Source organism: Leifsonia tongyongensis (assembly GCF_010686705.1).
Taxonomy (GTDB): Bacteria; Actinomycetota; Actinomycetes; order Actinomycetales; family Microbacteriaceae; genus Diaminobutyricibacter; species Diaminobutyricibacter tongyongensis.
The window spans coordinates 504,392-531,026 of the sequence record NZ_JAAGWY010000001.1 but is presented as its reverse complement, the minus strand read 5'-3'; the positions used below and the strand labels follow the sequence as shown (position 1 = coordinate 531,026).

Annotated in this window: 23 protein-coding genes; 14 read left to right on the top strand and 9 right to left on the bottom strand. The window is 63.9% G+C overall.

Features of this window, described 5'->3' with window-relative positions; genetic code table 11:
- Positions 1–119: 119 nt before the first annotated feature.
- Positions 120–545 carry a YybH family protein gene (locus G3T36_RS02700; protein WP_163287868.1) on the top strand — a complete coding sequence of 142 codons (426 nt, stop codon included), beginning with the start codon at positions 120–122 and terminating at the stop codon, positions 543–545.
- Positions 546–780: 235 nt separating this feature from the next.
- Here the strand turns inward: G3T36_RS02700 and G3T36_RS02695 are convergent, their stop codons facing one another.
- Positions 781–1,296 (bottom strand): DUF6611 family protein, encoded by a 516-nt coding sequence (locus tag G3T36_RS02695; protein ID WP_163287867.1) that lies wholly within the window; start codon positions 1,294–1,296, stop codon positions 781–783.
- Positions 1,297–1,847: 551 nt separating this feature from the next.
- On the opposite strand from G3T36_RS02695, the gene G3T36_RS02690 reads away from it, so the two are divergent.
- The 3 genes from G3T36_RS02690 to G3T36_RS02680 all read left to right on the top strand — a co-directional run bounded on the left by G3T36_RS02690 (position 1,848) and on the right by G3T36_RS02680 (position 4,305).
- The gene (locus G3T36_RS02690) at positions 1,848–2,804 is read left to right on the top strand and encodes a YibE/F family protein (RefSeq protein WP_163287866.1); all 957 of its coding nucleotides are present in this window, start codon (positions 1,848–1,850) and stop codon (positions 2,802–2,804) included.
- A 346-nt stretch (positions 2,805–3,150) separates the two neighbouring features.
- Positions 3,151–3,537, top strand: coding sequence for a DUF805 domain-containing protein (locus G3T36_RS19950; RefSeq protein ID WP_163287865.1), 387 nt, complete (start codon positions 3,151–3,153; stop codon positions 3,535–3,537).
- Between the two features lie 153 nt (positions 3,538–3,690).
- Positions 3,691–4,305: a hypothetical protein gene (locus G3T36_RS02680; RefSeq protein WP_205244991.1), complete on the top strand. Its 615-nt coding sequence runs from the start codon at positions 3,691–3,693 to the stop codon at positions 4,303–4,305.
- A gap of 347 nt (positions 4,306–4,652) precedes the next feature.
- Here the strand turns inward: G3T36_RS02680 and G3T36_RS02675 are convergent, their stop codons facing one another.
- Complete coding sequence (locus tag G3T36_RS02675) at positions 4,653–4,958, bottom strand: hypothetical protein (protein ID WP_163287863.1); 306 nt, start codon at positions 4,956–4,958, stop codon at positions 4,653–4,655.
- A 195-nt stretch (positions 4,959–5,153) separates the two neighbouring features.
- The gene (locus G3T36_RS02670; RefSeq protein ID WP_163287862.1) at positions 5,154–6,041 is read right to left on the bottom strand and encodes a hypothetical protein; all 888 of its coding nucleotides are present in this window, start codon (positions 6,039–6,041) and stop codon (positions 5,154–5,156) included.
- Between the two features lie 274 nt (positions 6,042–6,315).
- Here G3T36_RS02670 and G3T36_RS02665 point away from each other — a divergent pair, with 274 nt between their 5' ends.
- Positions 6,316–6,702, top strand: coding sequence for a DUF898 family protein (locus G3T36_RS02665; protein ID WP_163287861.1), 387 nt, complete (start codon positions 6,316–6,318; stop codon positions 6,700–6,702).
- Between the two features lie 175 nt (positions 6,703–6,877).
- Complete coding sequence (locus G3T36_RS02660; protein WP_163287860.1) at positions 6,878–7,996, top strand: hypothetical protein; 1,119 nt, start codon at positions 6,878–6,880, stop codon at positions 7,994–7,996.
- Between the two features lie 660 nt (positions 7,997–8,656).
- Here G3T36_RS02660 and G3T36_RS02655 read toward each other — a convergent pair.
- Positions 8,657–10,633: a glycoside hydrolase family 127 protein gene (locus G3T36_RS02655; RefSeq protein WP_163287859.1), complete on the bottom strand. Its 1,977-nt coding sequence runs from the start codon at positions 10,631–10,633 to the stop codon at positions 8,657–8,659.
- A gap of 214 nt (positions 10,634–10,847) precedes the next feature.
- Here G3T36_RS02655 and G3T36_RS02650 point away from each other — a divergent pair, with 214 nt between their 5' ends.
- The 5 genes from G3T36_RS02650 to G3T36_RS02630 all read left to right on the top strand — a co-directional run bounded on the left by G3T36_RS02650 (position 10,848) and on the right by G3T36_RS02630 (position 17,565).
- The gene (locus G3T36_RS02650) at positions 10,848–12,170 is read left to right on the top strand and encodes an ABC transporter substrate-binding protein (protein ID WP_163287858.1); all 1,323 of its coding nucleotides are present in this window, start codon (positions 10,848–10,850) and stop codon (positions 12,168–12,170) included.
- 79 nt (positions 12,171–12,249) lie between these two features.
- On the top strand, positions 12,250–13,179 hold the full coding sequence (locus G3T36_RS02645; protein ID WP_163287857.1) for a carbohydrate ABC transporter permease: 930 nt from the start codon (positions 12,250–12,252) through the stop codon (positions 13,177–13,179).
- On the top strand, positions 13,176–14,114 hold the full coding sequence (locus G3T36_RS02640; protein ID WP_163287856.1) for a carbohydrate ABC transporter permease: 939 nt from the start codon (positions 13,176–13,178) through the stop codon (positions 14,112–14,114). The genes G3T36_RS02645 and G3T36_RS02640 overlap by 4 nt, the downstream gene beginning before the upstream one ends.
- Before the next feature lie 50 nt (positions 14,115–14,164).
- A complete protein-coding gene (locus tag G3T36_RS02635) occupies positions 14,165–16,495 on the top strand; it encodes a YyaL domain-containing protein (RefSeq protein WP_163287855.1) in 2,331 nt (776 codons plus the stop codon).
- Between the two features lie 38 nt (positions 16,496–16,533).
- On the top strand, positions 16,534–17,565 hold the full coding sequence (locus G3T36_RS02630; protein WP_338031431.1) for a LacI family DNA-binding transcriptional regulator: 1,032 nt from the start codon (positions 16,534–16,536) through the stop codon (positions 17,563–17,565).
- Positions 17,566–17,721: 156 nt separating this feature from the next.
- Here the strand turns inward: G3T36_RS02630 and G3T36_RS20220 are convergent, their stop codons facing one another.
- From G3T36_RS20220 to G3T36_RS02615, 3 genes are all read right to left on the bottom strand, one after another.
- Positions 17,722–17,943 carry a topoisomerase DNA-binding C4 zinc finger domain-containing protein gene (locus G3T36_RS20220; RefSeq protein ID WP_420811029.1) on the bottom strand — a complete coding sequence of 74 codons (222 nt, stop codon included), beginning with the start codon at positions 17,941–17,943 and terminating at the stop codon, positions 17,722–17,724.
- Between the two features lie 533 nt (positions 17,944–18,476).
- Entirely contained in the window at positions 18,477–19,151 is a 675-nt protein-coding gene (locus tag G3T36_RS02620) for an SDR family NAD(P)-dependent oxidoreductase (protein ID WP_163287853.1), read from the bottom strand.
- Complete coding sequence (locus G3T36_RS02615; protein ID WP_163287852.1) at positions 19,148–20,026, bottom strand: fumarylacetoacetate hydrolase family protein; 879 nt, start codon at positions 20,024–20,026, stop codon at positions 19,148–19,150. The genes G3T36_RS02620 and G3T36_RS02615 overlap by 4 nt, the downstream gene beginning before the upstream one ends.
- A 157-nt stretch (positions 20,027–20,183) precedes the next feature.
- On the opposite strand from G3T36_RS02615, the gene G3T36_RS02610 reads away from it, so the two are divergent.
- Positions 20,184–22,991 carry an FAD-binding and (Fe-S)-binding domain-containing protein gene (locus tag G3T36_RS02610; protein WP_163287851.1) on the top strand — a complete coding sequence of 936 codons (2,808 nt, stop codon included), beginning with the start codon at positions 20,184–20,186 and terminating at the stop codon, positions 22,989–22,991.
- Between the two features lie 15 nt (positions 22,992–23,006).
- On the opposite strand, the gene G3T36_RS02605 is transcribed toward G3T36_RS02610, so the two are convergent.
- Both G3T36_RS02605 and G3T36_RS02600 read right to left on the bottom strand, forming a co-directional pair.
- Entirely contained in the window at positions 23,007–23,789 is a 783-nt protein-coding gene (locus G3T36_RS02605) for an IclR family transcriptional regulator (RefSeq protein WP_240148232.1), read from the bottom strand.
- A 65-nt stretch (positions 23,790–23,854) separates the two neighbouring features.
- On the bottom strand, positions 23,855–24,628 hold the full coding sequence (locus G3T36_RS02600) for an SDR family NAD(P)-dependent oxidoreductase (protein ID WP_205244990.1): 774 nt from the start codon (positions 24,626–24,628) through the stop codon (positions 23,855–23,857).
- A 68-nt stretch (positions 24,629–24,696) separates the two neighbouring features.
- On the opposite strand from G3T36_RS02600, the gene G3T36_RS02595 reads away from it, so the two are divergent.
- Together G3T36_RS02595 and G3T36_RS02590 are read left to right on the top strand one after the other, a co-directional pair.
- Positions 24,697–25,575 (top strand): SMP-30/gluconolactonase/LRE family protein, encoded by an 879-nt coding sequence (locus G3T36_RS02595; protein ID WP_163287848.1) that lies wholly within the window; start codon positions 24,697–24,699, stop codon positions 25,573–25,575.
- 209 nt (positions 25,576–25,784) lie between these two features.
- On the top strand, positions 25,785–26,564 hold the full coding sequence (locus tag G3T36_RS02590) for a hypothetical protein (RefSeq protein ID WP_163287847.1): 780 nt from the start codon (positions 25,785–25,787) through the stop codon (positions 26,562–26,564).
- Positions 26,565–26,635: the final 71 nt, after the last annotated feature.

The window sequence follows — 26,635 nt, the reverse complement described above, 5'->3', positions numbered from 1 at the left end:
ATGAGACCTCCTCCTAGGGGAGATAAGAGCGTGGATTTGGGTCTTGCAGCTCCCGCAAGGGCATACCCGAAGCTTCTATCGAGGCGGCCAACCAGGCCGCCAATCGGACCTAAACGTCAATGGAGATGACACAAATGAGCAGTCAAGACAGGGAAGCCATCGTTTCCATCGTCAACGAGATGGCCGAGTCGATGACCGGCGAGCACAGCACACGGCACTGGGCTCCCGATGTGCTCTGGTTTGACATTCCGCCCTTCGCGTCGAAGGGCGTGCAGCCAGCGAAGGAGATGTTCGACAAGGTGTTCGGCGGCTTCGAATCCATCAACGTCGAGATCCTTGAGATGGACGTGATGCTGAACGGCAACATGGGCGTCGTCTGCACGGTGCAGCGGTCGAACATCGTGACCAAGAGCGGCGACAACAAGCAGGTACTGGCGCGTCAGACCGACTGTTTCGAGAAGCGGGACAACGGTTGGCAGTTGATCCATCAGCACGCCTCCGTTCCGGCAGGCGCAGCATGGGACGGCACGATCACAACCGCCTAGCTCTGCTGCCCAAACAAACGCGCTGAGCTGAGCGCGCGTCCAGCCGACTCGGACACGCGGTACCGCTCGGCGTTGATCACTCATCAAATGACAACCGTTGACCCGCTCACCGACGGGTTTCGCCTACAGGACGAGTCTGGCCTGCCGAACTTGGACCGATACAGGGGACGTGATCGAGTATGCGCTGGAACAGCCCTCGCTTCGGTTCTGGGTTCGCAGTAGCCGACCGGTCCTCTCAGGCCCTGACGGCAACCCTCGAGCTTGGCAGCGTCTCGTAGATCCGAGCCCACTCCGCCTCGTACTGCACAGGACTGACTTCGCCGGCCCGACGCCGTGCATCCAGTGACGCGAAAGCCGCGGACGTCTCTCGCAGGAGCGACGCGTTACCGTCCACCTCGAGCACACCGTGAACGTACATGCTGATGACCGACAGCGAACGGACCCGATTCCGAAGACCGTGCGTCAGCCGGGCTCCGAGCAAGAACCCTGCCAGGTACAGCAAAACCGCGCCGAGCGCGACGACCTCAGGCTGCCAGACGCCGCCCAACATGATCATCAGCAGAAGTGCGATGACCGCGCCTGCGATAGGCCAGTTGCGTGCAAAATGCAGCGCGCGTCGTTCGGCGCTCGTCGTCCCCGGGGGATAGACGGTTATCCGGTCCCGATGCCACATGCTCCGGCCCGCCGACGAGACATCGACAGTGCCCCAGAGCTTGGTGCCCTCGGTCAGCTCGCGCAGAAACTCACCCACGAGAACAGGATGTGCCGAGTCAGACGCGGCGGATCAAATCCTTGCGATCTCCCTACGGGCGCGGGGCGGATCCTAACGACTCGCTGACGAATCGCTGGCCGACAGGGACGGCACCCGCTGTTGTTGAGAATGCCCTCAGGCGCCACCTGCACCGAGGTTCGAGCTTTCGGGGTGGGCGTCGTATTCTTGGGCGGGTGTCGCACTCCTTGATCCATTCGAATGGCGGTCAGCCCTCGAAGGTGCGGATCGCGTTTCGCTCGCAAGTGATCGTTGTGACCGCTCTCGCGATTCTCGGAGCGATCACATTCGCGGGAGTGATCGCCTTATGGCCCCCGGCTGGTCGGCCGGCCGCGCAACCAACGTCGCAGACAGCGTTTGCCGGCAAGGGAGTCACGTTCTCCGACGCGCGGATCATGACCATCCACGACAGTTGCCCGCAACTCTTCGGCAATGGCGCGCCACCGAAATCAACCGGCCCAGGTGGTACGCAATTCTGTCAGTCGGCGAAAGTTCGCCTGCTCAACGGCAAAGGTTCGGGCAGCACGCTGACGATGCCGATCCTCTGGCCGTACTCACGGGCAGGGTTGCAACCCGGCGACCAGCTCAGGCTCACGGTCACACCGCCGCCGAAAGGTCAGGTGACGTCTTCGGATGCTCAGAACGGTGCGGTCGGCTCCACGATCGGATCGTTCTCGGTTTTCGGCATCGAGCGTAACCAGCCGGTCGTGTGGTGGGCCATCGCATTCGTGGCAATAGTCGTCGCTGTCGGAGCGTTGCGTGGGCTCCTCGCCGTCATCGCCCTCGGGCTCAGTGGCCTGATGCTCTTTCTGTTCGTGGTGCCCGCGCTGATCGCTGGCGAACCCGGCTTCCTTGTCGGACTGTTCGCCAGCTGCGGGATGATGTTCATCGTCCTGTTCCTCACGCATGGGATATCAATGCGCACGTGTGCCGCCCTGCTGGGCACAGTAGGCGGGATCGCCATCACCGCCCTCATCGCCCAACTCGAGGTTGTCAGCACCCGGCTCAGCGGCGTCGGCGACGACGCCACGGGAACCATTTCCACCCTGACAACAGCCATCGACTACCGCGGCCTGATCACCTGCGCCATCATCATCTCCGGCCTCGGCGTGCTCAACGACATCACCGTCACCCAAGCCTCAGCAGCATGGGAACTGCGCGCAGCATCCCCGCACATGTCCCGCAGGGCCATGTTCACCAGCTCGCTTCGCATCGGCCGCGACCACATCGCCTCATCCATCTACACGATCGTCTTCGCCTACGCGGGAACCGGGCTGGCAGTGCTTGTCGTCGTCTCCCTCTACAACCGGCCCGCGTTCGAACTTCTCACCCACGAGGACATTGCAACCGAAATCGTTCGCACCCTTTGCAGCGCCATCGGACTCGTCCTGGCCATGCCCGTCACCACCGCCATCGCGATCGCCTTACTCCCGCCAGAACGGCATCGGGAAACGGTGACAGCGAGCACTCCGCTACTCGCGGTCCGGTGAAACGAGTTGGGGAGCGAATGCTCCCAAAAGAGCTCCGACAAGGACGCGACCCGTTCAATTGTCGCGGCCTGAGCTCGCTGAGTTGTGGTCAGCTGCCTCTGCGGTGCGGTGGTGGAGTCCTTGCACACGCACGGTACCCTATGGCGCGCCTGCGCGACCGCGCGCCCCCGGGCCACTTGGATATTGAAGCGCGGTCCGATAACGGTGCCCGCAGTCGACATTCCTACGCACAAGACGATTAAGGACTCCGATGACCAGGACCGAACCTCCCTTCGCGCCATCATTGCCGCCCACCTCAGCGAGCGAAGCGCCGTTGTCACGGCCCTACTACGGAGCATCGCTTCCAGTGGCTTTCGTTCGGTACTGGCGCAACTACGTGAACTTCAGCGGACGCGCTAGCCGGAGTGAGTACTGGTGGATCATGCTCGTGAACGTCATCGTTGTCGCCGTCTTCTTCATCATCGGTTCGCTCGCCGGTGGAATCTCCGGTCCCCCTAACCCTGACGGTGCGGCTACGCTTGGGCCTGGCTACGGACTCTACATCGGGCTGTCTTGGCTCTGGGGTCTCGCCAACCTGCTCCCGGGCCTGGGTCTGATCTGGCGTCGCCTGCATGACTCGAACCGCAGCGGCGCCTTCTACTTCATGGCACTGATTCCAGTCGTCGGCTCGTTTATTGTTCTCGTGTTCCTTCTGTCTCGCCCGAACCCGGCAGGCGCGCGTTTCGACAAGTAGATCCGGATGCGGTTGGGGACGTGGTCACGAATGGTCACGTCCCAATCAGGAATCAGCACCCCGCTGAGAGATCGAGGCGAACTCAGCTGTCGGTCGGCGAGTCAGAATGTCCGAATCGAAGCTCACGTTGGAGCCTCCGCTAGGGTTGCCCGGGTGAAGCTCGCCGAACCAGCGCTCCTCTGCCTCGTCCTTCTCACGCTCACAGGCTGCACTTCGCCGGCGACGACCCTGCCAATCCGGTCGACAGCCTCGCGCTCGGTCGGCACACCGAGCCCTACGGCAACGCCAACGATCGTCGACGGGCTGCCCTCGAGCTGCGATGCGTTCTTCTCCGGGCTGAAGAAGTTCGTCTCACCTGACGGTTCTCTTGTTCTCGATCCGACGTGGAAGTCGGGCCCGGGTGTGCCACGCGCGGAGACCAGCGGTTACGGGACCTACGATCCGACGCTTGCCAATTCGCTATCAAAGGCTCCGGGGCTGATCTGCGACTGGGCGCCGCCGACGGGCCCCAGCGACACGTTTCTCACCACTCAGGTGCGCCATGTTGATGCAGTGACAGCGCAGGCCGCGATCGTCAGGATGAAGCAACTCGGCTGGTTCTGCAGCGAGTTCTACGGCGGCGAGTGGTGCCTCACAAACGATTCCCACACGGGTCGGGCCATCGGAGAATCCCAATTTCTGGGTCACGGCGACTGGCTCGCGTCGAATTGGAACAACGCCGGTCCCGAGACCTACACACCGGAGCTCTTGAGGATCCTGTTTGGCTGACCGAAAGCCGCGGTTCACGTGATCCGACGCAAGATCTTTGGCGACCGATCGGCATGAGGCGCCTGATTTTCCACATGCCTAACTTCGCACGTATCAGCTCCAGCGCAACGCATCCCAGAGGTCTGAAATCACGGCAGATGCGTGGAGATCAGTCTCATCTCACTTCAAGGGTCTAGTTTTTTACCCCCGACAAGAACAGTTATCCGGACTATTCGGCGTGAGGCTCATTTCCTCGTTGCGGAACTGTCGACGGTCACCCGAGATAGTCATTCCGCCACGAAGATTGTCCGCTTTCGAGGAGTGGACAATCTGTTCGGCGACACGTTGGGTTGTGTTCGCTGCGGGTATCAGCCTTGGCCCTGATCCCAGAGCCGCCAGCCGGCCTTCGTGAGGCGGTAGCAGAACGACCACCCTTCGGTCCCGCCTTGGTCGGTGCCGTCGAGGCCGGTGTCCGTGGTGATCGAGTACGCCATGCATTCGCCATCGTCGCCGGTGCGGCCGAGCAGCGTGTACGAGAGCAGCCTTGGATTGTCGCACCAGGCCGTCGTGTTTGAGGTTGTCAGGGCGCGTGTCATACCGCAGTCGTTGTGCTTCGCGGCCTGGATGTAGGTGCGGTCGGCGGGAGTCTCGACAAGGAGCTGCGGTGTGGGCATAGGGCACACGCTAGTGCCCGTCGGCGGCGCGCGTCCAAGCCTGCGGCTGGCTACACTCTCTAGCGCCAGCGCGGCTTGTCCTCCGTGGAATCCGAGGGTCGCTTGCTGCTGTAGCCGCTCACATGGTCACCGCGGAGGCGTGACGGTCGTCGCCGGAGTCGACCGACTCGACGAATCGCCTCGGTCCGGCGAGCCCTAACAGTAGGGTAGGTCGTTATCCCGTGAGTGGATCTTGGTGATCGCTGCCGTGTCGCTGTCATCGGTCGTGGAGGCGGCTGCCAGCTTCTTGACGGCATCGTCGGAAACGCTACTTGCAGTCATGAGCTGCGCTTGCCCATGCAACTTGACACTTGCGGGTTGTGTCGCTTTGAGCGTCGCTTCTGTGAGCTGCAATGCGCGATTCGCGGCGTCTGCTGCGTTGTAAGCGGCGTTCGTCTTTGACCATTCCACGCTGTAGGCGTTCCACGATTGGCTGTATGCGTTGCTGGCCGCAGTGTCCATACACGTGAAACCGCCGGCAAGGGCCTCGAAGTTCGTGACCGCGGCTTGCTCCCCGCTAAATTCCGCCTCGAATGCCGCCAGTGCGGTTTGCAAGGTCGTCGTCTGCGTAGCCAGGGTGGCGACCGCTGCGTCGTACGCAGCCTGTGCCTGGCGCTTCTGAATCTGATCCCGGAGTGAAGTCACCGCAGACGAGTATTTCTTCTCGGAGCCGGGTGAGAAGCGCATCGTGACCGCGCCACTCGAGTCTGTGCCGTTGAGCACCATGAGTTGATCCTTCACGGTGCCGGAGAGAGACTCGCTAGTAGCACCGGATCCAATGGTGAGCACGATCTGCCCGTTGTCGTCCGTGCCCGTGACTGCCTGGTCGACTGTGGTGACCGGCTGGGATGCATTCGCGTCCTGACCTGTCGCGCCCTGAAGGGAGCCGGAGATCTTTCGATCCTTAACAGTCCAGGAGATGAAGACCACGTGATTGCCGTTCGACGCAACCCAATGCGTGGGCTCGGCTTTACCTGCGCATCCCGCGAGCACCAACGCTAGGACAATCGAAGAGGCGGTCAGGGCTAGTTTCTGTGGGCGCACGGATCGAGCTTAGTGAGCAGGAAGATACACAATCTGCACCCAATTCAAGGGTGAGGATCCGACCTCGGCAACGGGGCTCTATGTAGTTGAAGGGCGCGTCCTTGAAAGGATCTGGCGCGGCCTCCGTGGGCTGACGACCAGGGATCTTCCGTGCCCTGTTTTGGGCGCGTGTGCAAACCCCGGATCCCGTGAGTGCGATGGTCTGATGGTGAGTGGCCTCACTGAGATCGTTCAGGTGCTTCACGGCCACAACTCACAAAGGAGACATTTCCGCATGGCAAAAGAGACCCGATTCACGTTCGATGGTGGAGCTGGCACCTATCTGGGGACTGTGATCCTCGCGACCATCCTCACCGTGTGCACCCTCGGGATCTGCTACCCGTTCGCGGTCGTTCTCAAGGAGCGCTGGCGCGCGAAGCACACCTTCATTGACGGCCAGCAGCTGGTCTTCACCGGGTCCGCGGTCGGTCTCTTCGGGCACTGGATCAAGTGGTTCCTGCTCTCGGTCATCACGCTCGGCATCTACCTGCTCTGGGTCGGCCCGCGCATCCAGAAGTGGGTGACCGTGAACACCGAGTTCGCCGCGCCGATCGCGCCGCTCCAGCCGCTCACCACTGGTGCAGGCACCGCCCCGACGGTGACGGTCGCGGTAACCGCGTAACGACCAACAAGCGAGCCGTCCGCCGTCACGACGAGCGGGCGGCTCTCTCACGTAGAAGTCCTGTCGCCTTGTGCCGCGATTTGGGGACAAGGCATGGTCGGGGCGCCCAGCGGTATCTCGCTAGCGTCGAATGACGGTTCATCCCTCGCGCAAACAGGAAGGCCGATTGGGCTCAATGACAATTGATGAGTTTCGCAAGCAGTTCGCCGACCCGGCCGGACGGGCCCGTATGGGTCTGAACCTCACCGGCGACCAGGCGGCAGCGATCCTGGCGGATGACGTGCTGATCGAATCCTGGTACCGGAGGGTTCAGCTTTCCCTATCGCAGGCCGCATCTCAATCCCCGTCTCCTGTCACCGTGGCACCCAACGTCCCTTCTGCACAGCAGAGTGAGGTTTCTACACCGCAGATTGAGGCCCCCAGACATGAGCCCGGGTCCGGAGGGTCAGCTGTCGTCGCATCGCCGATGCATCGCCCGGCGGTGAAAGGCAACAGAGGTGGGCACATTTGGTGGGCGATCCCCACGGGGGTCGCCGCCTTGGTACTCGTTCTGGCTATCGTCGGGGTTTTGTCCGTACCGGCCGTCAACGGATCGCCTGTCGGGGCACCCGCCACAGCTGGCGCAACCGGGAAGGCCCCAGCAGCCAATAACGGTCCAGCGCTGAAACCGACGCCGGCAATCCCACCGGTCTCCGGCAACATCACTGATGATCAGAAATGCACTGCAACGTTCTGCGAACTGAACGTCCATTTCACGAACACATCCAGCACTCCCCAAACGCTGAACGGCGACGTCTGTGTGGTCGCGCATGGGGCGACGTTCAAGTCAAACGAGTCCGTCAGCACCGCATTGAACCCTGGCGACACTACCGATGTCTACGTTACCTTCGAGAGGCAATTCTCTACCGGAACCTACCTCGGGCCCGTGTTCGTCGGAGACTGTGGCGACCAGAGCACCGCGCAAGCATCAATCGTCACGGGCATCACAGTCGCGAGTCAGTCGCCAGCCGAGCTGGTCGCAGCCAACGTTGTCGCCGACAACTTCACACAACACTGCATTTACAGCATCGCGGGGACCCTTCACTTCGTGTTCAGCCGATGGAGCAACGGTAACGCGGTCGTATCATTTTCATTGGACCCATCTGGTTACCCTCTCGAAACGACTCTGACTATTGTCGATTCGGGAGCAACTTGGTCGGTTTCAGACGCGGGTGACTCGCCAGTGGAAAACGACCCCGCGGTGCAGACTGGTGGAAAGCACATCCTCTGTTCAGCGTTCACCGTCAACAAATAGGACGAACGCGAGTCGTTATCGCTTCCGCCACGCTTGCCGTACCCGATGAGCGTGACTGCCCGTTCTGGGGGTCGAACTCACCACCCACACCCCGCTAGACATTTCGACGGGGCTGTCGACAGGGCAGGAATTGACTCACGATCGCGATCCCCAAGCTGTAGAGGCTAGAGATCACCGCGAGGGCTATAAGCGGCCAGAAGAGTCGGCCCCATCGAGCTCGAGTGTGCCTTCGTTCCATGTCCCCTCCAACTGCTGTGTCGGCTACTCGTGGTCCTCCGAATCCGAGCGATCGTAATTGTCAAACGCGGGGTCCGCGCGGTACCTGCACAACGCAGTCCCCAGGACCGCAGGAAAAAGGGTAAGGGTTACAGCCCCTGCGGGATTTCCCCCTGTCATCGAGGCTATGCAGCTACTTGGAGAGCGATCGCCGCTCTGCACCGATGGCACGGCGCCCCTTTCGTGTTATCGATCGGGCCCGCATACGGCTTGCCCCGGGAGCTGCGCCGCTTACCTATACGCCTGCTCATGTTTGACTACGTTTCGACTGCATAATTCTGAGATCCCACGTATTTCGAGTTCTGAATCGCGCGCGCCCGGTTCAGGGCGTGGTCTGTCTGCGCGACCTTCATCGTTACTGGGGCAGCGATGCGGGGCTGAGCGTCAGTGCCGTACGGGCAGCCACACGCGCATTGTGGATGGACCCCTTTCGGCCCAGCGGTGATACGGGATCAGAGTGACGGTGTCGTTATCGGTAGTCCGGGCTAAGTGCTCCGGACCATAAGGCCACTCGCTCTCGTCATACGTCGACAGGGAGCCTGCGAGCTCGACCGTGTCGTTGCCGATGCGAGTGAGCGTGGCGTCGATCGGCACGGCGAGGGTGGCCAGACTGTCAGCTTCGCGGAGATCGGTCGACTCCGCGCAGAGGACCAAGGGCCCGAGCTCGACCGCCACACTGCCGCGCAGCGCGTCGATCCGCGGATCGGGCACGGTGATGCGCGGTTCTACTGGGATCTCGAGGGTAACCCTGTCGCCGGCCGCGAACTGGCGCGTCACTGAGGCCACCCGGCCCTCGACGACCGAACGCGCGCCGTCGACCGTCAGGACCGCGTGGCCCTCGGCCCAGTGGGGCACACGCAACGAGAGTGTCCACTCCCGACCGGCGTCGGAGTCGACCGTCACCTCGACACGGCCGTTGGCCGGGTACTCGGTTGCCACACTCAGCCGGACGGGCTCGCCGTCGGGCAGTGAGGTCGTGATCTCGGCGGGCATGAACTGGTGCAGCTGGACGCCGTCGGATGAGACGGTGGCGACGTATGCCGCGACGCTGGCGATCGTGCGCGCGACGTTGCTGGGGCAGCACGAGACCTCGAACCAAGGTGCGCGGAGGCTCGACGCCGCCCGTACGCTGGGAGCGTCGAGCGACGCTGGAAGGCCAGGCAGGCTTCGCCGCAGCGGGTTCACGTAGAAAAACGCGGTGCCGTTCTGGTCGGGACTCGTCGCGATGACGTTGTAGAGCGTCCGTTCCATCAGGTCCGCGTAGCGGGGGTCGCCGTCAGCGAGGAGCAGCCTCCAGCTCAGCATGAGCGAGCCGACTCCCGCGCAGGTCTCGGAGTACGCCCGGTCGCTCGGCAGCTCGAAGTCGTCGCCGAACGCTTCGCCCTCGTGCCGGGATCCCATTCCGCCGGTGAGGTAGGTTCGCTTGGCGACCGTGTTGCCCCACTGGGTGCGGACCGCCGATAGCAGGCCGGCGTCATCGTCCTCCACGGCGAGGTCCACGGCCCCGGCGGCGAGGTAAAGCGCCCGGACCGCGTGTCCGCGCAGCACCTCCGCGTCCCGCACAGGTTCGTCCTCCTGGAAGTACGCTGCGCCGAGCTCGATGTCGGCGAGGGTGCCGTGGCCGCGGCGCGACACGAACAGGCGTGCCTGGTCGAGGTAGCGGGCGTCACCGGTCACCCGCGAGAGCTCGACCAGGGCCGGCTCGATCTCCGGATGCCCGCACACGCGCTCGATCTTGCCTTGGCCGAACGTGTCACAGATGTGGTCGGCGAGACGGATGGCCGCATCGACGAAGGAGTCGCGTCCGTGGGTTCTGGCGCGGGCCACGGCAGCTTGGATGAGGTGCCCGGCGCAGTAGAGCTCATGACCCCACTCCAGGTCCACGTATCGCGGCTGCTGACCCGCGCTCCCAAAGTTCGTGTTGAGGTAGCCGTCGCTCTGCTGCGCTGCGACGACGCGAGCGGAGAGGTCGACAAAGGTCTGCTCCGCCCACTCGTCGCCCGATCGCGCCGACTCCCAGGCCAGCGCCTCGAGCAGCTTGTAAATCTCTGAGTCGGAGAACTCGCGGCCCGCATGCTCGAATTGAGCCCCGGACGCCACCCTGTCAAAGTTCGCGATCCAGCCGAGCCGGGTCATCCAGTCGAGGCAATGCTGCAACGTGGCTCGCCCGTTCTTCTCCTGCCTTTCGGCCCAGAACCCGCCAACGATCCGCACCTCGTCGAGCCCGAGCGGGCGGAGAGCTCCCGAACGTGGAGAGACCGGGGCAATTACAGGGCGAGTCTCGAGTCGGACCGACCCGGTGGGCGAAGCTGTGGTCCTGTCGTCTCGGGGGTGCAGGGCGGATGTGGTGGTACCGGACATTCCAGCACTCTCCTTTGATGGGCTAGGGAAATATCAGAAAAGCTTTTCATACCTTACGATTGGAAACCGATTCGCGTCAAGTGCCCGGATATTCAATGCCAAATAGCCGAATTCGGCCCAGAAGGTTGACAACTCACGAAACGAGAAGGTAGCTTTACGAAAAGCCTTTCGGAACAATCCGAAGCACTGAAGCGTCGAGCAAAGGAGCACGAGAATGGAACGTCCAAAGAACGCCAGAGCGAGGCGTTGGGTAGCACCGCTTGCCGTCATCACGGCAACGGCCTTCGCACTGGTCGGATGTGCACCGACCGCGGGCGGAACCGGAGGCGGATCTTCCTCCAACATCTCCGGCCAGACCATTACCGTCGGCGTCGAGACGGGATCGCCATGGCAGACGTTCTACGCAAAGGTAGCCCCCGCCTTCACCAAGGCCACCGGCGTCAAGGTCAAGTTCCTCCCCGTGCCGCACGACGGCATGCAGCAGCAGTTCCTCTCCGACGCGGTATCGGGCTCCGGCGCATACGACGTGTTCACCGTGGACCAGACCTGGATGCCACAGTTCGCCTCGAAGGGGTACCTCGCCGACCTGGACAGCACGCTTCCTGCGTCTCAGCGCAGCGACTTCCTCGGGCACACCCTCGACACGGCAACGTACAAGGGCAAGCTCTACAGTGTGCCGTTCATGGTGCACAACCTGGTGCTCTACTACCGCACCGACCTGTTCAAGGCGGCAGGTATCGCCGAGCCGCCGAAGACCTGGGACGAGTACCGCGCCGACGCCAAGAAGCTGACAGATCCGGCGAATGGCGTCTACGGGACGATCATCCCCGGCGCCCAGGACGTCGAGGTCTCGACCCGGCTGGAGAGCTACATCCAGCAGGCCGGCGGAGACATCGTGGACGCTAAGGGCAAGCCGACTCTCGACACGCCCGCCGCGAAGAAGGCGCTCACGATGATGACGACCGTTCAGAACGAGGACAAGTCAAGCCCAGCCGGCCTGCACGACCTAACCGACATCCAGGGCCAGTTCCTCGCCGGCAAAGTCGCGATGGCTTTTGTCTGGCCATATCTCTACGGAATGACACAGGACCCGAGCCAGTCCAAGGTCGTGGGCAAGGTCGATGTGGCGCGCAACCCGGGAAACCCGGACCAGGTGGCCACCGCCTTCTCATGGGCGTTCGGGGTCAACTCCGCGAGCAAGCACTCAGCAGCAGCGAAGAAGTGGGTGACCTGGTCGACAGGCACCGACATCCTGAAGCAGCTGAGCTTGTCCCAGTCCGTCCCCGTACCGCGCACCTCCGCGGCAGATGAGGTCGCCAAGTCGGGCAGCCTGAACGACGGCCAGAAGCACGCCTTCGGCGTGTTCAACGACTCGGTCGCCAACAGCGGGACGATGCCGATGACTCCCGCCTTCCCGCAATACCAGACGGCGATGTCCGTGGCCGTCTCAAGTGTGATGTCGGGTACGCAGAGCATCGACGCGGCACTCGCCCAGGCCCAGAAGGCCGCCGAGAGCGCGTACAGTTCCGCCCAGTAGGTGCCCCAGCCGGCGCGCCGGATCGGATCTCCAGTCCGGCGCGCCGACGGCCCAACACATCCAAGCGAGAGAAACCATAATGGCCACCACCAGCGAAATCGTCCCCCGGGTGCGAAGAGGGGCGAGCGTCACGCTCAGGCGCAAGCGCCTGACCGGGATCGCTTTGACGGCACCCGCGATGATCGCCATCGCTATCACCGTCCTCTATCCCCTCCTCTGGACGATCTCGCTCAGCTTCCAGAAATTCGACCTAGCAGTCGGGGCGCCGGCGGCATCCTTCGTCGGCTTCGACAACTACGCTCGCGTGCTTACGTCGCCAGGCTTCGTCGCCGCGCTGACACAGACGGTCGGCTACGTGGTCACGACCCTGATCGTCGAACTCATCGTCGCCATGCCGATAGCCTTGCTGCTCAATCGCGCAACCCGCGGCAGCCGGGTACTCCGCCTGATCATCGCGATCCCGATCATGATTGCCCCGATCGTCGCGTCCCTTGCTTTCAAGTTCCTCTTTTCAAACGGATACGGCTTCATCAACGCCGCGCTCTCGGCCGTCGGGATCGACCCGCCGTCCTGGTTCGCGAGCGTCTGGCTTGCGCGAGGCACAGTGCTCGTCACGAATATGTGGCTGGCTCTGCCCTTTGTGATCCTCGTGCTCCTGGCCGGACTTTCGAACGTCCCCGCTGAGCTGAACGAAGCAGCAAAGACAGATGGCGCGAACGCCTGGCAGCGCTTCACCCGCGTCACCCTCCCGCTGCTGAAGCCCGCGATCCTCATCGTGCTCGTCATCCGCCTCGCCGACGCTTTCCGGGTCTTCGACTCTGTATACGTGCTCACCGGAGGCGGACCGGCCAACTCGACCGATGTCATGAGCTCCTACCTTTACCGGCTCATGTTCTCGAACACCGACTTCGCTGGCAGTTCCGCCGCGACTGTTCTGTTCGTTCTGGTGGTAGGCGTGTGCGCCGGAGCCATCTTCTTCATCCTCCGCGACAGGACGGACAAGCCATGACCAGCACATCCCCCGCAGTTGACCGCCTGGCTCCGTCCCGGGAGATCGGGGCCCGCCGCGATGACGCCGGCAGCTCAGGGCACAACGCCGCACGCCGGAACAAGACCGTGAAGGCGACAGCACGCAGAACGACCTTCGTCATCGTTGCCATCGCGGCAAGCTTCCTGTTCCTCCTGCCGATCATCTGGATCTTCACCACGGCGTTCAAGCCGACAAGTGAGATCTTCGCAATTCCACCGACGCTGCTTCCATCATCACCGACGACGGCGAACTTCCAATCGGTGTTCACCGACGGTGTCATTCTCAAGATGTTCGGCAACAGCCTGTTCGTGGGACTAGGCGCCACGGTCGTCAGCCTGGTGCTCGGCGTTCCAGCGGCGTTCGGGTTCGCGAAGTTCCGCTACCGCATGAGCGGCATCCTCTTGGGCGGTGCGCTGGTCACGCGCATGTTCCCCCCGGTAGCGCTGGCGTTGCCCTTCTTCCTGGAGTTCCGCCAGCTCGGTCTCATCAACAACACCGCGGGCCTGATCATCGCGTATATCCCTATCGTGTTACCGCTCATCATCTGGATGCTCGAAGGATTCTTCCGCGATTTCCCGGACGAGATCCTCGAAGCAGCCCGACTGGATGGACTCGGCACCCTCGCCTCGCTCTGGAAAATCGTCCTCCCTTTGGCCCGACCGGCGATCGGTGTGGCGGCCCTGTTCGGATTCCTCGCCGCGTGGAACGAGTTCGTGATCGCCCTCTCGCTGACAAAGACTCCGGATGCGCAGACGATGCCCGTGGGGATCGCCTCGTACATCACCCAGTTTCAGACCATCTGGGGCCAGATGACTGCTGCGTCCGTCATCTACTTGCTCCCAGTCCTCGTGGTCACGCTCATTGCGCAGCGCGGAATCATCTCCGGCCTGATGAGCGGCGCTACCAAGGGCTGATCTGTCGCAGTGCCGCCGTCGCAACCCACCACCCCTTTTGGAGTCATGAAGTGAAGCTCGAATCCTTTCCCACTGCGTCCGGCCATGGAATCAGGCTGACCGCCGAACACATCACAGGCGCCAACGCCGTCGTCGTGACAGCCCCGGTGACGGCGGAGTTTCTCACGACGGCAGGTGCGGTCGTGCGCGTCGAAGGCGGCTACGACTCCGTCGAACGGGTGGGCGCCGTCGTGGAGGCGGAAGCAGAGATCCGATTCGGCGGTGGGCGATACCGGGTGCGCGACAGGTGGACGCTGGATGCGGCGGCCGTATCGGTGCACCGCCACTGCGAGCCGATCGAGCCTGGACGCGAGCCGCTGCGACTCCTCCTCGAAGCGCAGCTCGAGGAGGCGGCGTTCGATGACATGCAGCTATTTGCGCCGCCCGCTCTCTACGACCTGAACGACATCAACGGTGACGGTCTCGAGGACTTTCTGGACACCCGGGACCTGATCTACCGCGACGACCGGCTGACCGGCCTGACGGTACTCGCGTTCTCCCCGGCGACCAGCCTGGGCTACGCCCTGTCCCGAGACGATGTACCCGCCTTCGACGACATCCCAGATCGAATCAGCGGGCAACAGGAGATCGTGCAGCGGACCGACGTCGGCGCTCTTGGTCTGACGCCGGCGGCGAGTGGCACCACCACACTCGTGGCGGCGTATCCGTTCGTCGAGCGATCGCGGTCGCATGCGCTCACCTCTGAGGGACGCGAGCCGTGGGGCGCGTTCTGGCCCATGGGGGTGGTCGACACGTCGGTCGGCGCATCCTTCGATGTGGTGTACTCGCTCTCCATTGTTGCGGGCGCCGCTGCCGTGGACTGCCTGTGGAACCTCTGGAGCGACAGAATGAGGGTCCTGAGTCCGCGCGCCGTCGAGCTCACCGACACGCTCGAGACGATCACCCGCCTCCGTGTTGAAGCTTTGCTGCCGTACTACGGCGAAGGTCTCCCCACGGCGTCCGGAGCGAAGCCCGCGGGCTTCGTCACCAACAACCATCCGCAGAACGGCGTGCAGCTGGAGAACATCATCCAGTACGGCTTCACCGGCCAGAACGTCCTCAATGCGCACCACGTCCTCTCATATGCCGGGACATTGTCCGATCCCGATGCCCGAGCCAAGGCGCTGAAGGTCATCGATTTCTTCGTCGCCCAAGCGTCGGAGTCCGCGCACGGCCTGACCCACACACTGTTCGACCTTGACACCGGAAAGACCGCGAACTGGTGGAGCGGACTGGTGCTGCCTCTGGCCTATGCGGACGACGGCGAAGACCTGAGAGCGCTGATGGGTCCGGTCTACGAGCACATGGAGTACGCCATCGAGCCGCTCCGGCACATCGACGGCACCTATTTGCGTTGCATGGCGGAAGAGCACGCCGCACTGTTGCGCGCGTACGAGGCGGAAAACCAGCGCGGCGCCGCGCATCCCGAATGGCTCGCGACCGCGGTCGCCTTCGGAGAGTTCCTCCTGACGGCCCAGGAGCCGGACGGCAGCTGGCGTCGCGCGTACGACTTCTCGGGGGCACCGGTGACTGAACCGGCCGCCTGGTTCGGCGAGACGGAACTCAACCAGAAGTCGTCGACGGCCACCGCCGTTCCCGTGCTCGCCGCACTTTACCGCGTCACCGGCGAGGACCGTTGGCTCGGCGCCGCTCGCAGGGCGGAGGCCTTCACTGCGCAGCACTTCGTCGCCGATCTCAAGTTCAACGGTGGCATCCACGACAGCATCTACTCCCGGGCGCAGCTTGTCGACAGTGAGAGCATCCTGTTCGCGATGCGGGCGTCGATGTTGGTCTGGCAGCTGACGGGCGAGAGCCGTGCGCTGCAGTCGGCCACCGACGCCGCCCGCATCCTCGCCACGTGGATCTACCTCTGGGACGTGCCGCTGCCGCCAACGAGCACTCTGGCAGGCTACGGGTTCCGGAGCACCGGCTGGAGCGCCTGCGACACCTGTGGAGCCGGCTATATCCACCCTTACGAGATCCACGCCGCGCCCGATCTGTTGCAGATCGCGATCGGTGCAGAGGATCCGCGACTGGCTGAGATTGCGCACCTCGTCTTGGTTGGGTCAAGCGAGACCGTCGCGACTGAAACCAAGGACTGGGGGTACGCCCGACCGGGCCTCCAGGAGGAGGGACTGCTGGTCAGCTGGTGGCTGATCGATGACCCGATGTTCGCCGGCACCGGTTTCGGCGGGCGTGGAAAGGGGGAGGGGAACAAGACCTGCCTGCCCTGGATTTCGGCAGTAGGGATCGACGCGTACAGCGAGTGTGTGAACCGTTTCGGCACAGCGGACCTCATTGGGCACTTCGAAGAAAATACCGCCAGGATAAAGTCGGCGTGAGCGGCCACCGTCCGCTTGTTCTGAAAGGACGAAGATCCGTGGTTATCGATGACCTCTCCGCTTCACGGGGGCCAGCAACGCTCAAAGACGTCGCCAAGCTGGCGGGCGTGTCGATCGCGACTGTATCGAAAGCCCTCAATGGGCGCGAGCACGTGCGGGCAGAGACACGCGACCGCGTCCGTCGCGCGGCGGAAGAACTGCGCTTCTCACCGAATCAGCTGGCCCAAGGGCTGCTCGCCGGCCGCACCGGTACCGTCGGCCTCCTGACAAGCGACCTCGAGGGCCGCTTCTCCATTCCGGTCATGATGGGCGCGGAGGATGCGTTTGGCGCCGACAGTACGTCGGTCTTCCTCTGCGACGCCCGCGGCGACGCTATCCGCGAACAACATCACCTGCGTGCGCTGCTGTCCCGCCGAGTGGACGGGGTGATCATCCTCGGGGATACGACCAACCCGCGGAATTCGCTCGGCCATGACATCCCAGTGCCCGTGGTCTACGCGTATGCGCCATCGAACGATGACTCAGACATCTCGGTGATCAGCGACAACGTCGATGCCGGACGTCTCGCAGTCGAGCACCTGCTCGACTGCGGGAGGTCACGAATCGCCTACATCTCCGGAGACGCCACTTATGCAGCGGCGACCGACCGCGTTGCCGGGGCCAAGGCCGCTCTGCAGAAGCACGGCCTCGAACTCGTCGGGGGTGAAGCACTGTACGGCGCATGGACAGAAGGTTGGGGCCGGGCAGCGGTCCGTACGCTCCTCACCCGGTTCCCCGAAATCGACGGCGTCCTGTGCGGTAGCGACCAGATTGCCCGAGGAGTGCTCGACTCCCTTCGCGAGGTCGGCAAAGACGTGCCCCGAGACATCTCCGTAATGGGTCACGACAATTGGGAGCAGATCGCGTCTCAGTCCCGCCCCGCCCTGTCGACGATCGACATGCGCCTTCAGGAGGTCGGGCGGGTAGCAGCGCGGCTGCTCTTCGCCGCCATTGGCGGCGATGCCCAGCCTGGCGTGCACAAGATCACATGTCGGGTCGTCACCCGTGACTCGACCGCGGTCAGCGATTAGGAAATGCTGTCCAGCTGACTTATGACCGATTACCGGATGTGCAAGTCGTTTGAGGTCTTTCGGGAAGGGATGACATTTCAACTTCCCCGCCTGAGTGGCAAAAGTGGCAGAGCTTCTCGAGGTGACCAAGTCGTGACTCATGACCGGCTCGTTCCTCTACGGACTCGACTCGATGCGATGCCCATCGCGCCCCATCACCCATGTTTGGGATCGGGGCGCGACCGGAACCTCTCGCAGAGGCGCCGTCGTCTTGCACCACGGGTACCTCGAGTATCCAAGGAAGTCCCCGCGTTTCCCGGTTCGTTGCGTCATGATTCCGCGGCCGCATTCGGGGCAGATGATTGTCTCGAGTGGCTCACCAATCGCGTTGGTTCGCATGAGACCGCAGTCGCGGATGAGCTCTAGCAGGAAACGGGATTCGCGACCGGTAATCGTAAGTAGCATCGCCTGCCGGCGAGCTCGCGTGAGCGCTACATAGAAGAGGCGGCGTTCTTCTGCGTAGGGGAAGGCTTCGGGGGTGGGGCATCGCAAGCCGATGAAAAAAGCCCTACTCCCATGTAGAAGCTAGGGAGTAGGGCAGTGGCTCCGACCGGCATCGATCCGGTGACCTTTCGAGTAAGAGTATTGCTCTTCCAGGAGTTACTGCGGTATGTCAGAACCTTCGATCTTCCCTGGTCAGGGCTACTTTCCGTAGTCATTCGCACCAATGGACTGCTATCCAATTTGCGGAATAGATGCGGAGTTCCTCGGCAGTCGCTTGTGCAGGTTTGTTCCGGCGCGCTTGACGGCCCCGACATCCGCCCGGCTCTCACAGAACCGTCGTGACCGCTGCGGTGCTGCCGCGGAAAACTCCATGCGGTCGGCCGGAGCAAACGCCGTGAGCAGCCGCACACGGAACCTTTCTCAGTACCTCAATATGTGGCCCGTCCGCCGCTGATGTCGTAGACGGCTCCGGTCGAGAAGCTGAGCGAGTCAGAGGTGAGCCACGTCACGAGTTCCGCGACCTCCTCCGGGCGCCCGACCCGCTTCATTGGGATCAGGTTCGTGATATGCGCTAGGACGTCGGGCGCCGTGTCCTTGTTCATCGGAGTGGCGAACACGGCCGGCGCGATGGCGTTGACTAGCACTCCAGTCGTTGCCAGCTCTTTGCCCGCGGATTTAGTGAGCGCGATGACGGCTGCCTTCGAGGCGGAGTAGATTGACAGGTTCGGGTTGCCGTCCTTTCCCGCCATGCTGGCGAAATTGACCACGCGACCCCAGCCGCGCTCGACCATGCCGGGGACGAAGGCACGCATGGTGGCCACGGTGCCGCCGACGTTGACGTTGAGCACCCGATTCCACTGATCGGAGGTCGTCTCCAGCAGCGGCAGGTTGGGGCCGACGATCCCGGCGGAGTTGACCAGGATATCCACAGGACCGACCTCATCGGCGACCAGCTTGAGTGCTGAATCGTCAGTGACGTCGATCGCGTAGTCCGCCTCGCCCGCGAGATCGAGCGTGATCACAGTGACTCCATCGGCGCGGAGCCGCTGTGCGGTGGCGGCTCCCAGTCCACTTGCTCCACCGGTTACTACTGCTGTTCTCATTTCGGTTCTCCTTCGGTTCGCGAGGCGATTACGTTCTGGCGCTGGACTCCCAGGCCGTCGATGCCGAGCTCCATCACGTCTCCGGCGTTGAGCCAGACCGGCGGGTTGAAACCCATACCTACCCCCGGGGGCGTTCCTGTGTTGATCAGATCGCCGGGCTCGAGCACGAGGAACTGGCTGATGTAGTGGACGATGAAATACGGGTCGAAGACCATGGTCGAGGTGGACCCGGTCTGGCGGCGCGTTCCGTTGACGTCGAGCCACATGTCGAGTGCGAGCACATCCGGCACCTCGTCTCGGGTGACAAGCCACGGACCCGCCGGGTTGAACGTCTCGGCGGACTTGCCTTTGAGCCACTGTCCGCCGCGCTCCATCTGGAACGCGCGCTCGCTCACATCGTTCACCAGCACCCAGCCGGCGATGGCATCGCGCGCGTCATCGACGCTCTCCAGGTAACTGGTGCGTTTGCCGATGACGATCCCGAGCTCGACCTCCCAGTCGGGCTTCGTAGCGCCACGAGGGATGCGCACGTCGTCGAAAGGCCCGACAAGAGTGTTCGGCGATTTCGTAAACAGGATGGGCTCCGACGGCACGGCCTGGCCGGTCTCGGCAGCGTGGTCGCTGAAGTTCAGGCCGACGCAGAGGATCTGGTGCGGCCGAGCGATGGGCGCCCCGATGCGCTCGTTTCCAATGGGTCTCGTCTCCCCGGCTGCGGCGCGCTCCGCGACGACCGGCCGGATGCGTTCGAGTCCACCGGAGCCGAAGAACCCTTCGTCGAAGTCGGTGACGACATCGGAGAGGTCGACGTAGCTGTCCCCGCCGACGAGCACCGCGGGTTTTTCGGCACCGAAGCTGCCGATTCTCAGGAGTTTCATGTGTACCTCGTTGTCTCAGTGCGGTGGCGGCTCGAATTCGCCACGGTCACCGTGGGTGGGTCATAGGTGTTGAGCCGGTCGAACGCCTATGCTAGCAACCGTTCCATTAGTTAGAGCGCAATTCGAATAGTTAGAATTGTGCAAGAAGGACGTACATATGAACCGACTGGTGCCACTCGATGCTGGACTGACAGCTGCGCTCAGCGATGCCTGCGCCACCGTCGCTACGCGCGCCACCGATCGTCTCGCCGCTGCGCACGATGCCTCGCACTACTTGTTGACGCCGCAGGCTGTCGCGACCCCAGCGACCGCTGAGGAGGTGGCCGCGCTGTTCGCAGCGAGCCGGACGCGTGGCGTGCCGATGACCTTCCGGTCCGGTGGAACGAGCCTGAGTGGCCAGGCCGGCACAGCTGGGATACTCGTCGATACACGTCGCCATTTCCGCTCGATCGAAGCCCTCGAGGACGGCTGGCGAGTACGAACCGGACCGGGGGCCACCGTTCGGGCGGTCAACGCCCGTCTGACGAGATTAGGTCGCAAGCTCGGGCCCGACCCGGCGAGCGAGATCGCCTGCACCATTGGGGGAGTCGTCGCCAACAACTCGAGCGGAATGGCCTGCGGAGTTGTTGCGAACACCTACCGAACGCTCGACTCGGCCGTCCTGGTGTTGCCGAGCGGTACGATCCTTGACACCGCTTCCCACGATGCGGACGACCGATTGAAGGAGCTGGAGCCCGAGCTCTACTCCGGGCTCGAGCGCCTGCGCGATCGCGTGCGCGGCAATGCGGACTCGGTGGAGCGTATCCGATCGCTGTTTTCCATCAAGAACACAATGGGCTACGGGCTCAACTCGTTCACCGATCACGACCGGCCCGTCGACATCTTGGAGCACCTGGTCATCGGGAGTGAGGGCACGCTGGCCTTCGTCGCACAGGCGACCTTCAACACGGTGCCCGTTAAGGCGCACGTCGCCACCGGTCTCCTGATGTTCCCCGACCTCGCGGGCGCGACGAGTGCACTGCCGGCCCTAGTCGAGGCCGGATTCGCGACGATCGAACTCATGGATGCGACGAGCCTCCGCGTAGCCCAGCGCGACCCGGAGGCAACCGACGAGCTCCGTCAACTGGTCGTCCACGAGCACGCCGCGCTCCTCGTCGAGTACCAGGAGGCGACCGCGGACGACCTGGCTGTCCGGCTCAATGAAGCGATTGGCGTCTTCACCGGCCTCACCCTCGCCGCGCCGGCCGAACTGAGCGAGGACGCGAGCCGCCGCGCACAGCTGTGGCACATCCGGAAAGGCCTGTACACCCTTGTCGCCGGCAATCGTCCGTCGGGAACGACCGCCCTGCTCGAAGACATCGCCGTTCCGGTGGAGCGCCTGTTCGAGACGTGCCGGGAGCTCACCCGCCTCTTCGAGAAGTACGAGTACGAGGACTCCGTCATCTTCGGTCACGCGAAAGACGGCAACATCCACTTTATGATCAATGAGCGGTTCGATCATCCGGAGCTCCTCGACCGTTACGTCGCCTTCACGGAGGACATGGTGGCCCTGGTCCTCGAGCAGGGAGGAACTCTCAAGGCCGAACACGGCACCGGGCGGATTATGGCGCCGTTCGTACGTCGTCAGTACGGCGACGAGCTGTACGAGGTCATGCGCGCAATCAAGAAGCTGTTCGATCCCTCCGGCCTACTCAACCCTGGCGTGATTCTCACGGATGACCCGGATGCGTACATCCGCGACCTGAAGACAGCGCCGACCGTCGAAGCGGAAGTGGACCGGTGCGTCGAGTGCGGATATTGCGAGCCGGTCTGCCCGAGCCAGGATCTCACGCTGACGCCGCGTCAGCGCATCGTGCTCCGCCGCGAGCTGGTCGACGCCGAGGCGGCCGGCGACGACGCGCTTGCGCAGGAGCTCCGCGCCGAATACGAGTACGAGGGCGTTCAGACGTGTGCCGTCGATGGCATGTGCCAGACCGCGTGCCCGGTGCTCATCAACACCGGGGACCTGGTGCGGCGGCTGCGTGCTGAAGGCAACGGGTCCGTCATCCAGGCCGGATGGAAGGCCGCCGCACGACAGTGGGATGCGGTGAGTGCTGTCGGTGGCGTCGCGATGACCGTGGCCGACGCACTCCCGCGTTCGGTGTCGAAGGGCGCGACCGTCGTCGGACGAAATCTGCTCGGCAAGGAAACGATTCCGGCGTACTCGGCCGACCTGCCACGCGGCGGCAAGCGGCGTCGCGTGATCGCGGCATCCGACCCGGTTGCCGTCTACTTCTCTAGCTGCACGAACACGATGTTCGGCCCTGTCGGGAAGACCGGGGTGAGCGAATCGTTCCTGCGCCTCTGCGAACGCGCAGGCATCGTAGTCTCAACGCCCGATGACATCCCATCCCTCTGCTGCGGAACGCCGTGGAAGTCGAAAGGCCTAACCGAGGGCTATGCCGAGATGAAGTCGCGGGTCGGCGCGTCACTGCGACGGGCCACACGAGACGGAGCGCTGCCGGTCGTGTGCGACGCATCCAGTTGCACGGAAGGGCTCCGCATTCTGCTCGAAGCGGCGGGCGCCGAGTCGATAGAAGTCATCGACGCCGTCGCATTCGTGGATGGCGAGGTGCTGCCGAGACTGCCGGTGGGCCCTCACAAAGTCGCATCGGTCACCGTGCACCCGACCTGCTCGTCCGCGCAGCTGGGACTGGACGGCGCATTGCGTCGCGTCGCCGCCGCCGCGGCGGAGAGCGTCGTGGTTCCCGACGACTGGGGGTGCTGCGCGTTCGCAGGCGATCGCGGAATGCTCCACCCGGAACTCACCGCATCGGCGACCGCGCGGGAAGCCGCAGAGGCCGTCACGGCCGACACGGCCACCTATGCGTCGCTCAATCGCACCTGCGAGCTCGGGATGACCCGCGCGACCGGCCGCGAGTACGAACACGTCCTGCAGGTGCTGGATCGGGCGACGGCAGGCTAAGCGCTGGGAGCGTAGTCAATGAACTGAGTCCCAGGAGTTCGCACTCGCCTCGATGGTCTGACGGATCTGCGGCACAGCGGCGACTAATTCGGCCAGCGGAGTGCGGAAGGCCAGGGCGCTGATGCTGATGGCGCCGGCGGGGCTCGAACCAAGCTCGGGTCCGAGCGGAAGGGCGACGCAGTTGACGCCGGGCTCGTTCTCCTGGTCGTCGACGGCGAAGCCGTTCTTCCGTGCCGCCTCCAGTTGAGCCCACAACTCCGACGCAGACGTGATGGAGTTCGGCGTCCGCGCCTCGAGCGCGCGACCTCCAATCCACCGCTCGAGTTCGCGCTCGCTGCTGATCTCATAGCTGAGAAGTAACTTGCCGACAGCCGTGCGATGTGCGGGGTTGCGGCCGCCGATCTCACTCGTCAGTCGCACACCACCTCCCGGAGCGTCCACTTTGGCGCGATACACGACATCGGTGCCATCCAGCACGGCGTAGTGCGTGGTCTCCCCGTAGGTTCGGGCGAGCTCGCGCAGGACCGGTTCGACCCGGACAGCCTCCGGCCGCGCAGCATAGTTGCGGAAAGCCAGGCGCAGGAACTCATCGCCGAGGATGTATATCCCCCGCGACACCTGGCTGGCCAGGCCGGCGCGCCGCAGTGCTGTGAGCGCCCGGTGCACCGTCGACTTTGAGCTGTGGAGTGACTGCGCGAGTTCGTCGAGGCTTGCGCCCTGGGGATGCTCGGCGAGTTCGGTGAGTACGGCGAGTACCCGGTCGGCTCCGACCAGCTTGGTCTCCTCGTCAGTGGCCATCATTCCCGCCTTTGTCAATTATCGGAACAGCATAACGCGGAGCGGGATGGAGTCATGCGCGACTATCAGAAGGTGGCGGTCATTCCTCCATCGACGGCGAGGACCTGTCCGGTCACGTAAGTGTTCTGCGGCGAGCAGAAGAAGAGTGCGGCCTGGGCGATCTCGTCGGGGTCTGCGGGACGACGAAGGGGGATACGCGCGTTCTCGACGTAGATGGACTGGAACCAGTCGGTCTCATACTCGGTCGCTCCGTCGGGCAGTCGCGCCATCGGAGTGTCCACGAAACCGGGCGCGAGAGCGTTGACGAGGATCCCGTCGTCGGCGAGGTCGCAGGCGAGGCCGCGAGTGAGGTTCACCAGAGCGCCCTTCGACGCTCCGTAGGCGAGGGAGTCCCGCGCGCCGCGGAATCCCTGGATAGAAGCGATGTTCAGGATGCGGCCGGACGCTGACTCCTTCAGGTGCGAAAGGAACGCAAGGGTCACCGCTACGGATCCTTCCAGATTGATCCGCAGTACCGAGCGGACATCATCGATGCTCACCGAGCTCGTCGGAGACTCGCCACCGATTCCCGCGTTATTGACGAGCACATCTACCGCTCCTAGAGTGCCGGCGACGACTGCCGGAAGCCCTGCGACCGCTTGGTCGTCGGAGATGTCCACCTGGAACGCGGCCGCGGCACCGCCGGCGGACAGGATCGTCTTCGCTGTTTGCTCGGCGGCCTCCAGATCGAGGTCGGCACAGGCGACAGCGAGTTCCTCCCGAGCGAGTGCGATTGCGATGGATGCGCCGATCCCGCTTCCGGCTCCTGTAACGAGTGCGACTCGTCCGTGTTTCTGCATGCTGGAGCTCCTTTGGCCGATACGAAATATTTTGTCATACTTTATAAATCCTTTCGAAGGGAGCCTCCGTGGCATCCGCGCACCTCGTCGTCGACTGTGGCGCGACTCTCGGTGAGTCGGCGGTCTGGCACTCTCGCGCCCAGCAGCTCTATTGGCTCGATCTCGCTGTGCCGACAATCTTCCGCTTCGACTCCGCCACAGGGGAGACGATCGCGCGCCCCGTTTCCGGCCAGTCCCCGCTCGGGGGTCTCGCGTTGAGCGTCGACGACGACAAGCTCGTCCTCGTGAAGCGGGAGGGCGCTGTGCTCTACGACCCCGGGACAGGGGACGAGACCAACATCGCGCATCCGTTGCGGGGACGTCAGGGCCTGGCCTACAACGACGCCGGAGTGGATCGCGCGGGTCGGCTCTGGGTCGGGACCCTCGACGAGGCGGAGACCGAGCCTCACGCCGAGGTGTTCGTCGTACACGCGGACGGTTCCTGGACGAGCGCGGTGAAGAGCCTCGTCATCTGCAACGGGCCGGCGTTCTCCCTCGATGGTTCGGTCATGTACCTGAGCGACACCGTGGAGCGGGTCGTCAGGGCTTATGACGTCCACGGTGACGGGCGCGTCGCCGGGAGCCGGATCTTCGCCCACTTCACCGACGACGACGGCTTGCCCGACGGCTTGGCCGTCGACGCCGACGGCGCCCTGTGGGTCGCCCACTGGGGCGGCGGGCGGGTGTCGAGGTGGAGCGACGGCGGTCAGCGGGTCGACGACGTCGAGATCCCCACGGCGAACGTGACGAGCGTGGCCTTCGGCGGATCCGACCTGTCCCGCCTGTACGTCACCACGGCGAAGGACCCGTATAACGGTGCGGAGAGGGCGCCCCTTTCGGGCGCGCTGTTCGCGGTGGATACGGCCGTGCCCGGCGTCGAGACCACCGCCTTCGCGATGCCCTCATGACGAATCCGGCGTTCGTCTGGTCGCACGGAAGGGCGGAGGTATCGCTGACTGCTGGGATGCTGACGAGCTGTGTCTTCGACCTTGAGGGCCGACTCTTCGATCCGTTCGCCCGCGCCCCCTGGGGGCCGTCGGACATGCCTTCCCTTCCAGGTCATCTCCGGATGCTAGGAGCCGAGTTCGTGTGCGTACCGTTCGGTGAAGGTGGTCTGTTGCCCGACGTCGTCGGTGAGTGGGCCGGCCTCATTGACGGCGCGACGAACCGGCCCCCGCACGGTATGCCGGCGGACGGCGACTGGGAGGTCGCCGAGCTCCGCGACGACGGAGTGACGCTGCGCTTCGACTTTCCGGAAGGTCACGACATCGAGCGCCTGGAGCGCCGGATCGACGGTGTTCAAGGACAACCCGCGCTGGAGTTATCGTTGGTCATCACAGCCCGCCGTCCGACGCGCACGTCCGTCGGACTCCACCCGATCGTGAGGTTGCCGGATCGCCCGCGGGCGCTCCGTCTCCAGGCCGACTTCGACACCGGCTTCACGTACCCGTCCCCGGTGCCGCCCGGCCGCTCGCAGGTGGTGCCGGCTCGCCGGTTCTCCCACCTCCACGAGGTGCTGACGTTCGCTGGCGTGGAGGACTTCGCGCACGTGCCGTTCGGGGAGCCCGCCGAGGAGGTCGTCCAGCTGGCGGGGATGCAGGGGCCCGTGCGGGCCGTCTTCGACGACGAGGCGGCGGGTGTCGAGATCGATTGGGACCGCTCGATCCTCCCGTCCGTGCAGCTCTGGCTCTCCGACCGCGCGCTGCAGGACGAGCCGTGGGGCGGGCGCTATCGCGGCCTGGGTATCGAGCCGATCGCATCCGCCTTCGACCTGGCCGAAGCAGTGTCGACCGCATCCAATCCCATCTCCGCTGCGGGGTATGCCACCGCCGTCGACGTCCGGCCCGGCGATCCGCTCCGGATCGGATACTCGTTGAAAGGCTTTTTACAAAAGTAGTATTTATTGCTACCCTGTAGAGATCCTTCCCCGGAGTCGTGGACGTCCGGGCACCTGCTGACGATTGGCCC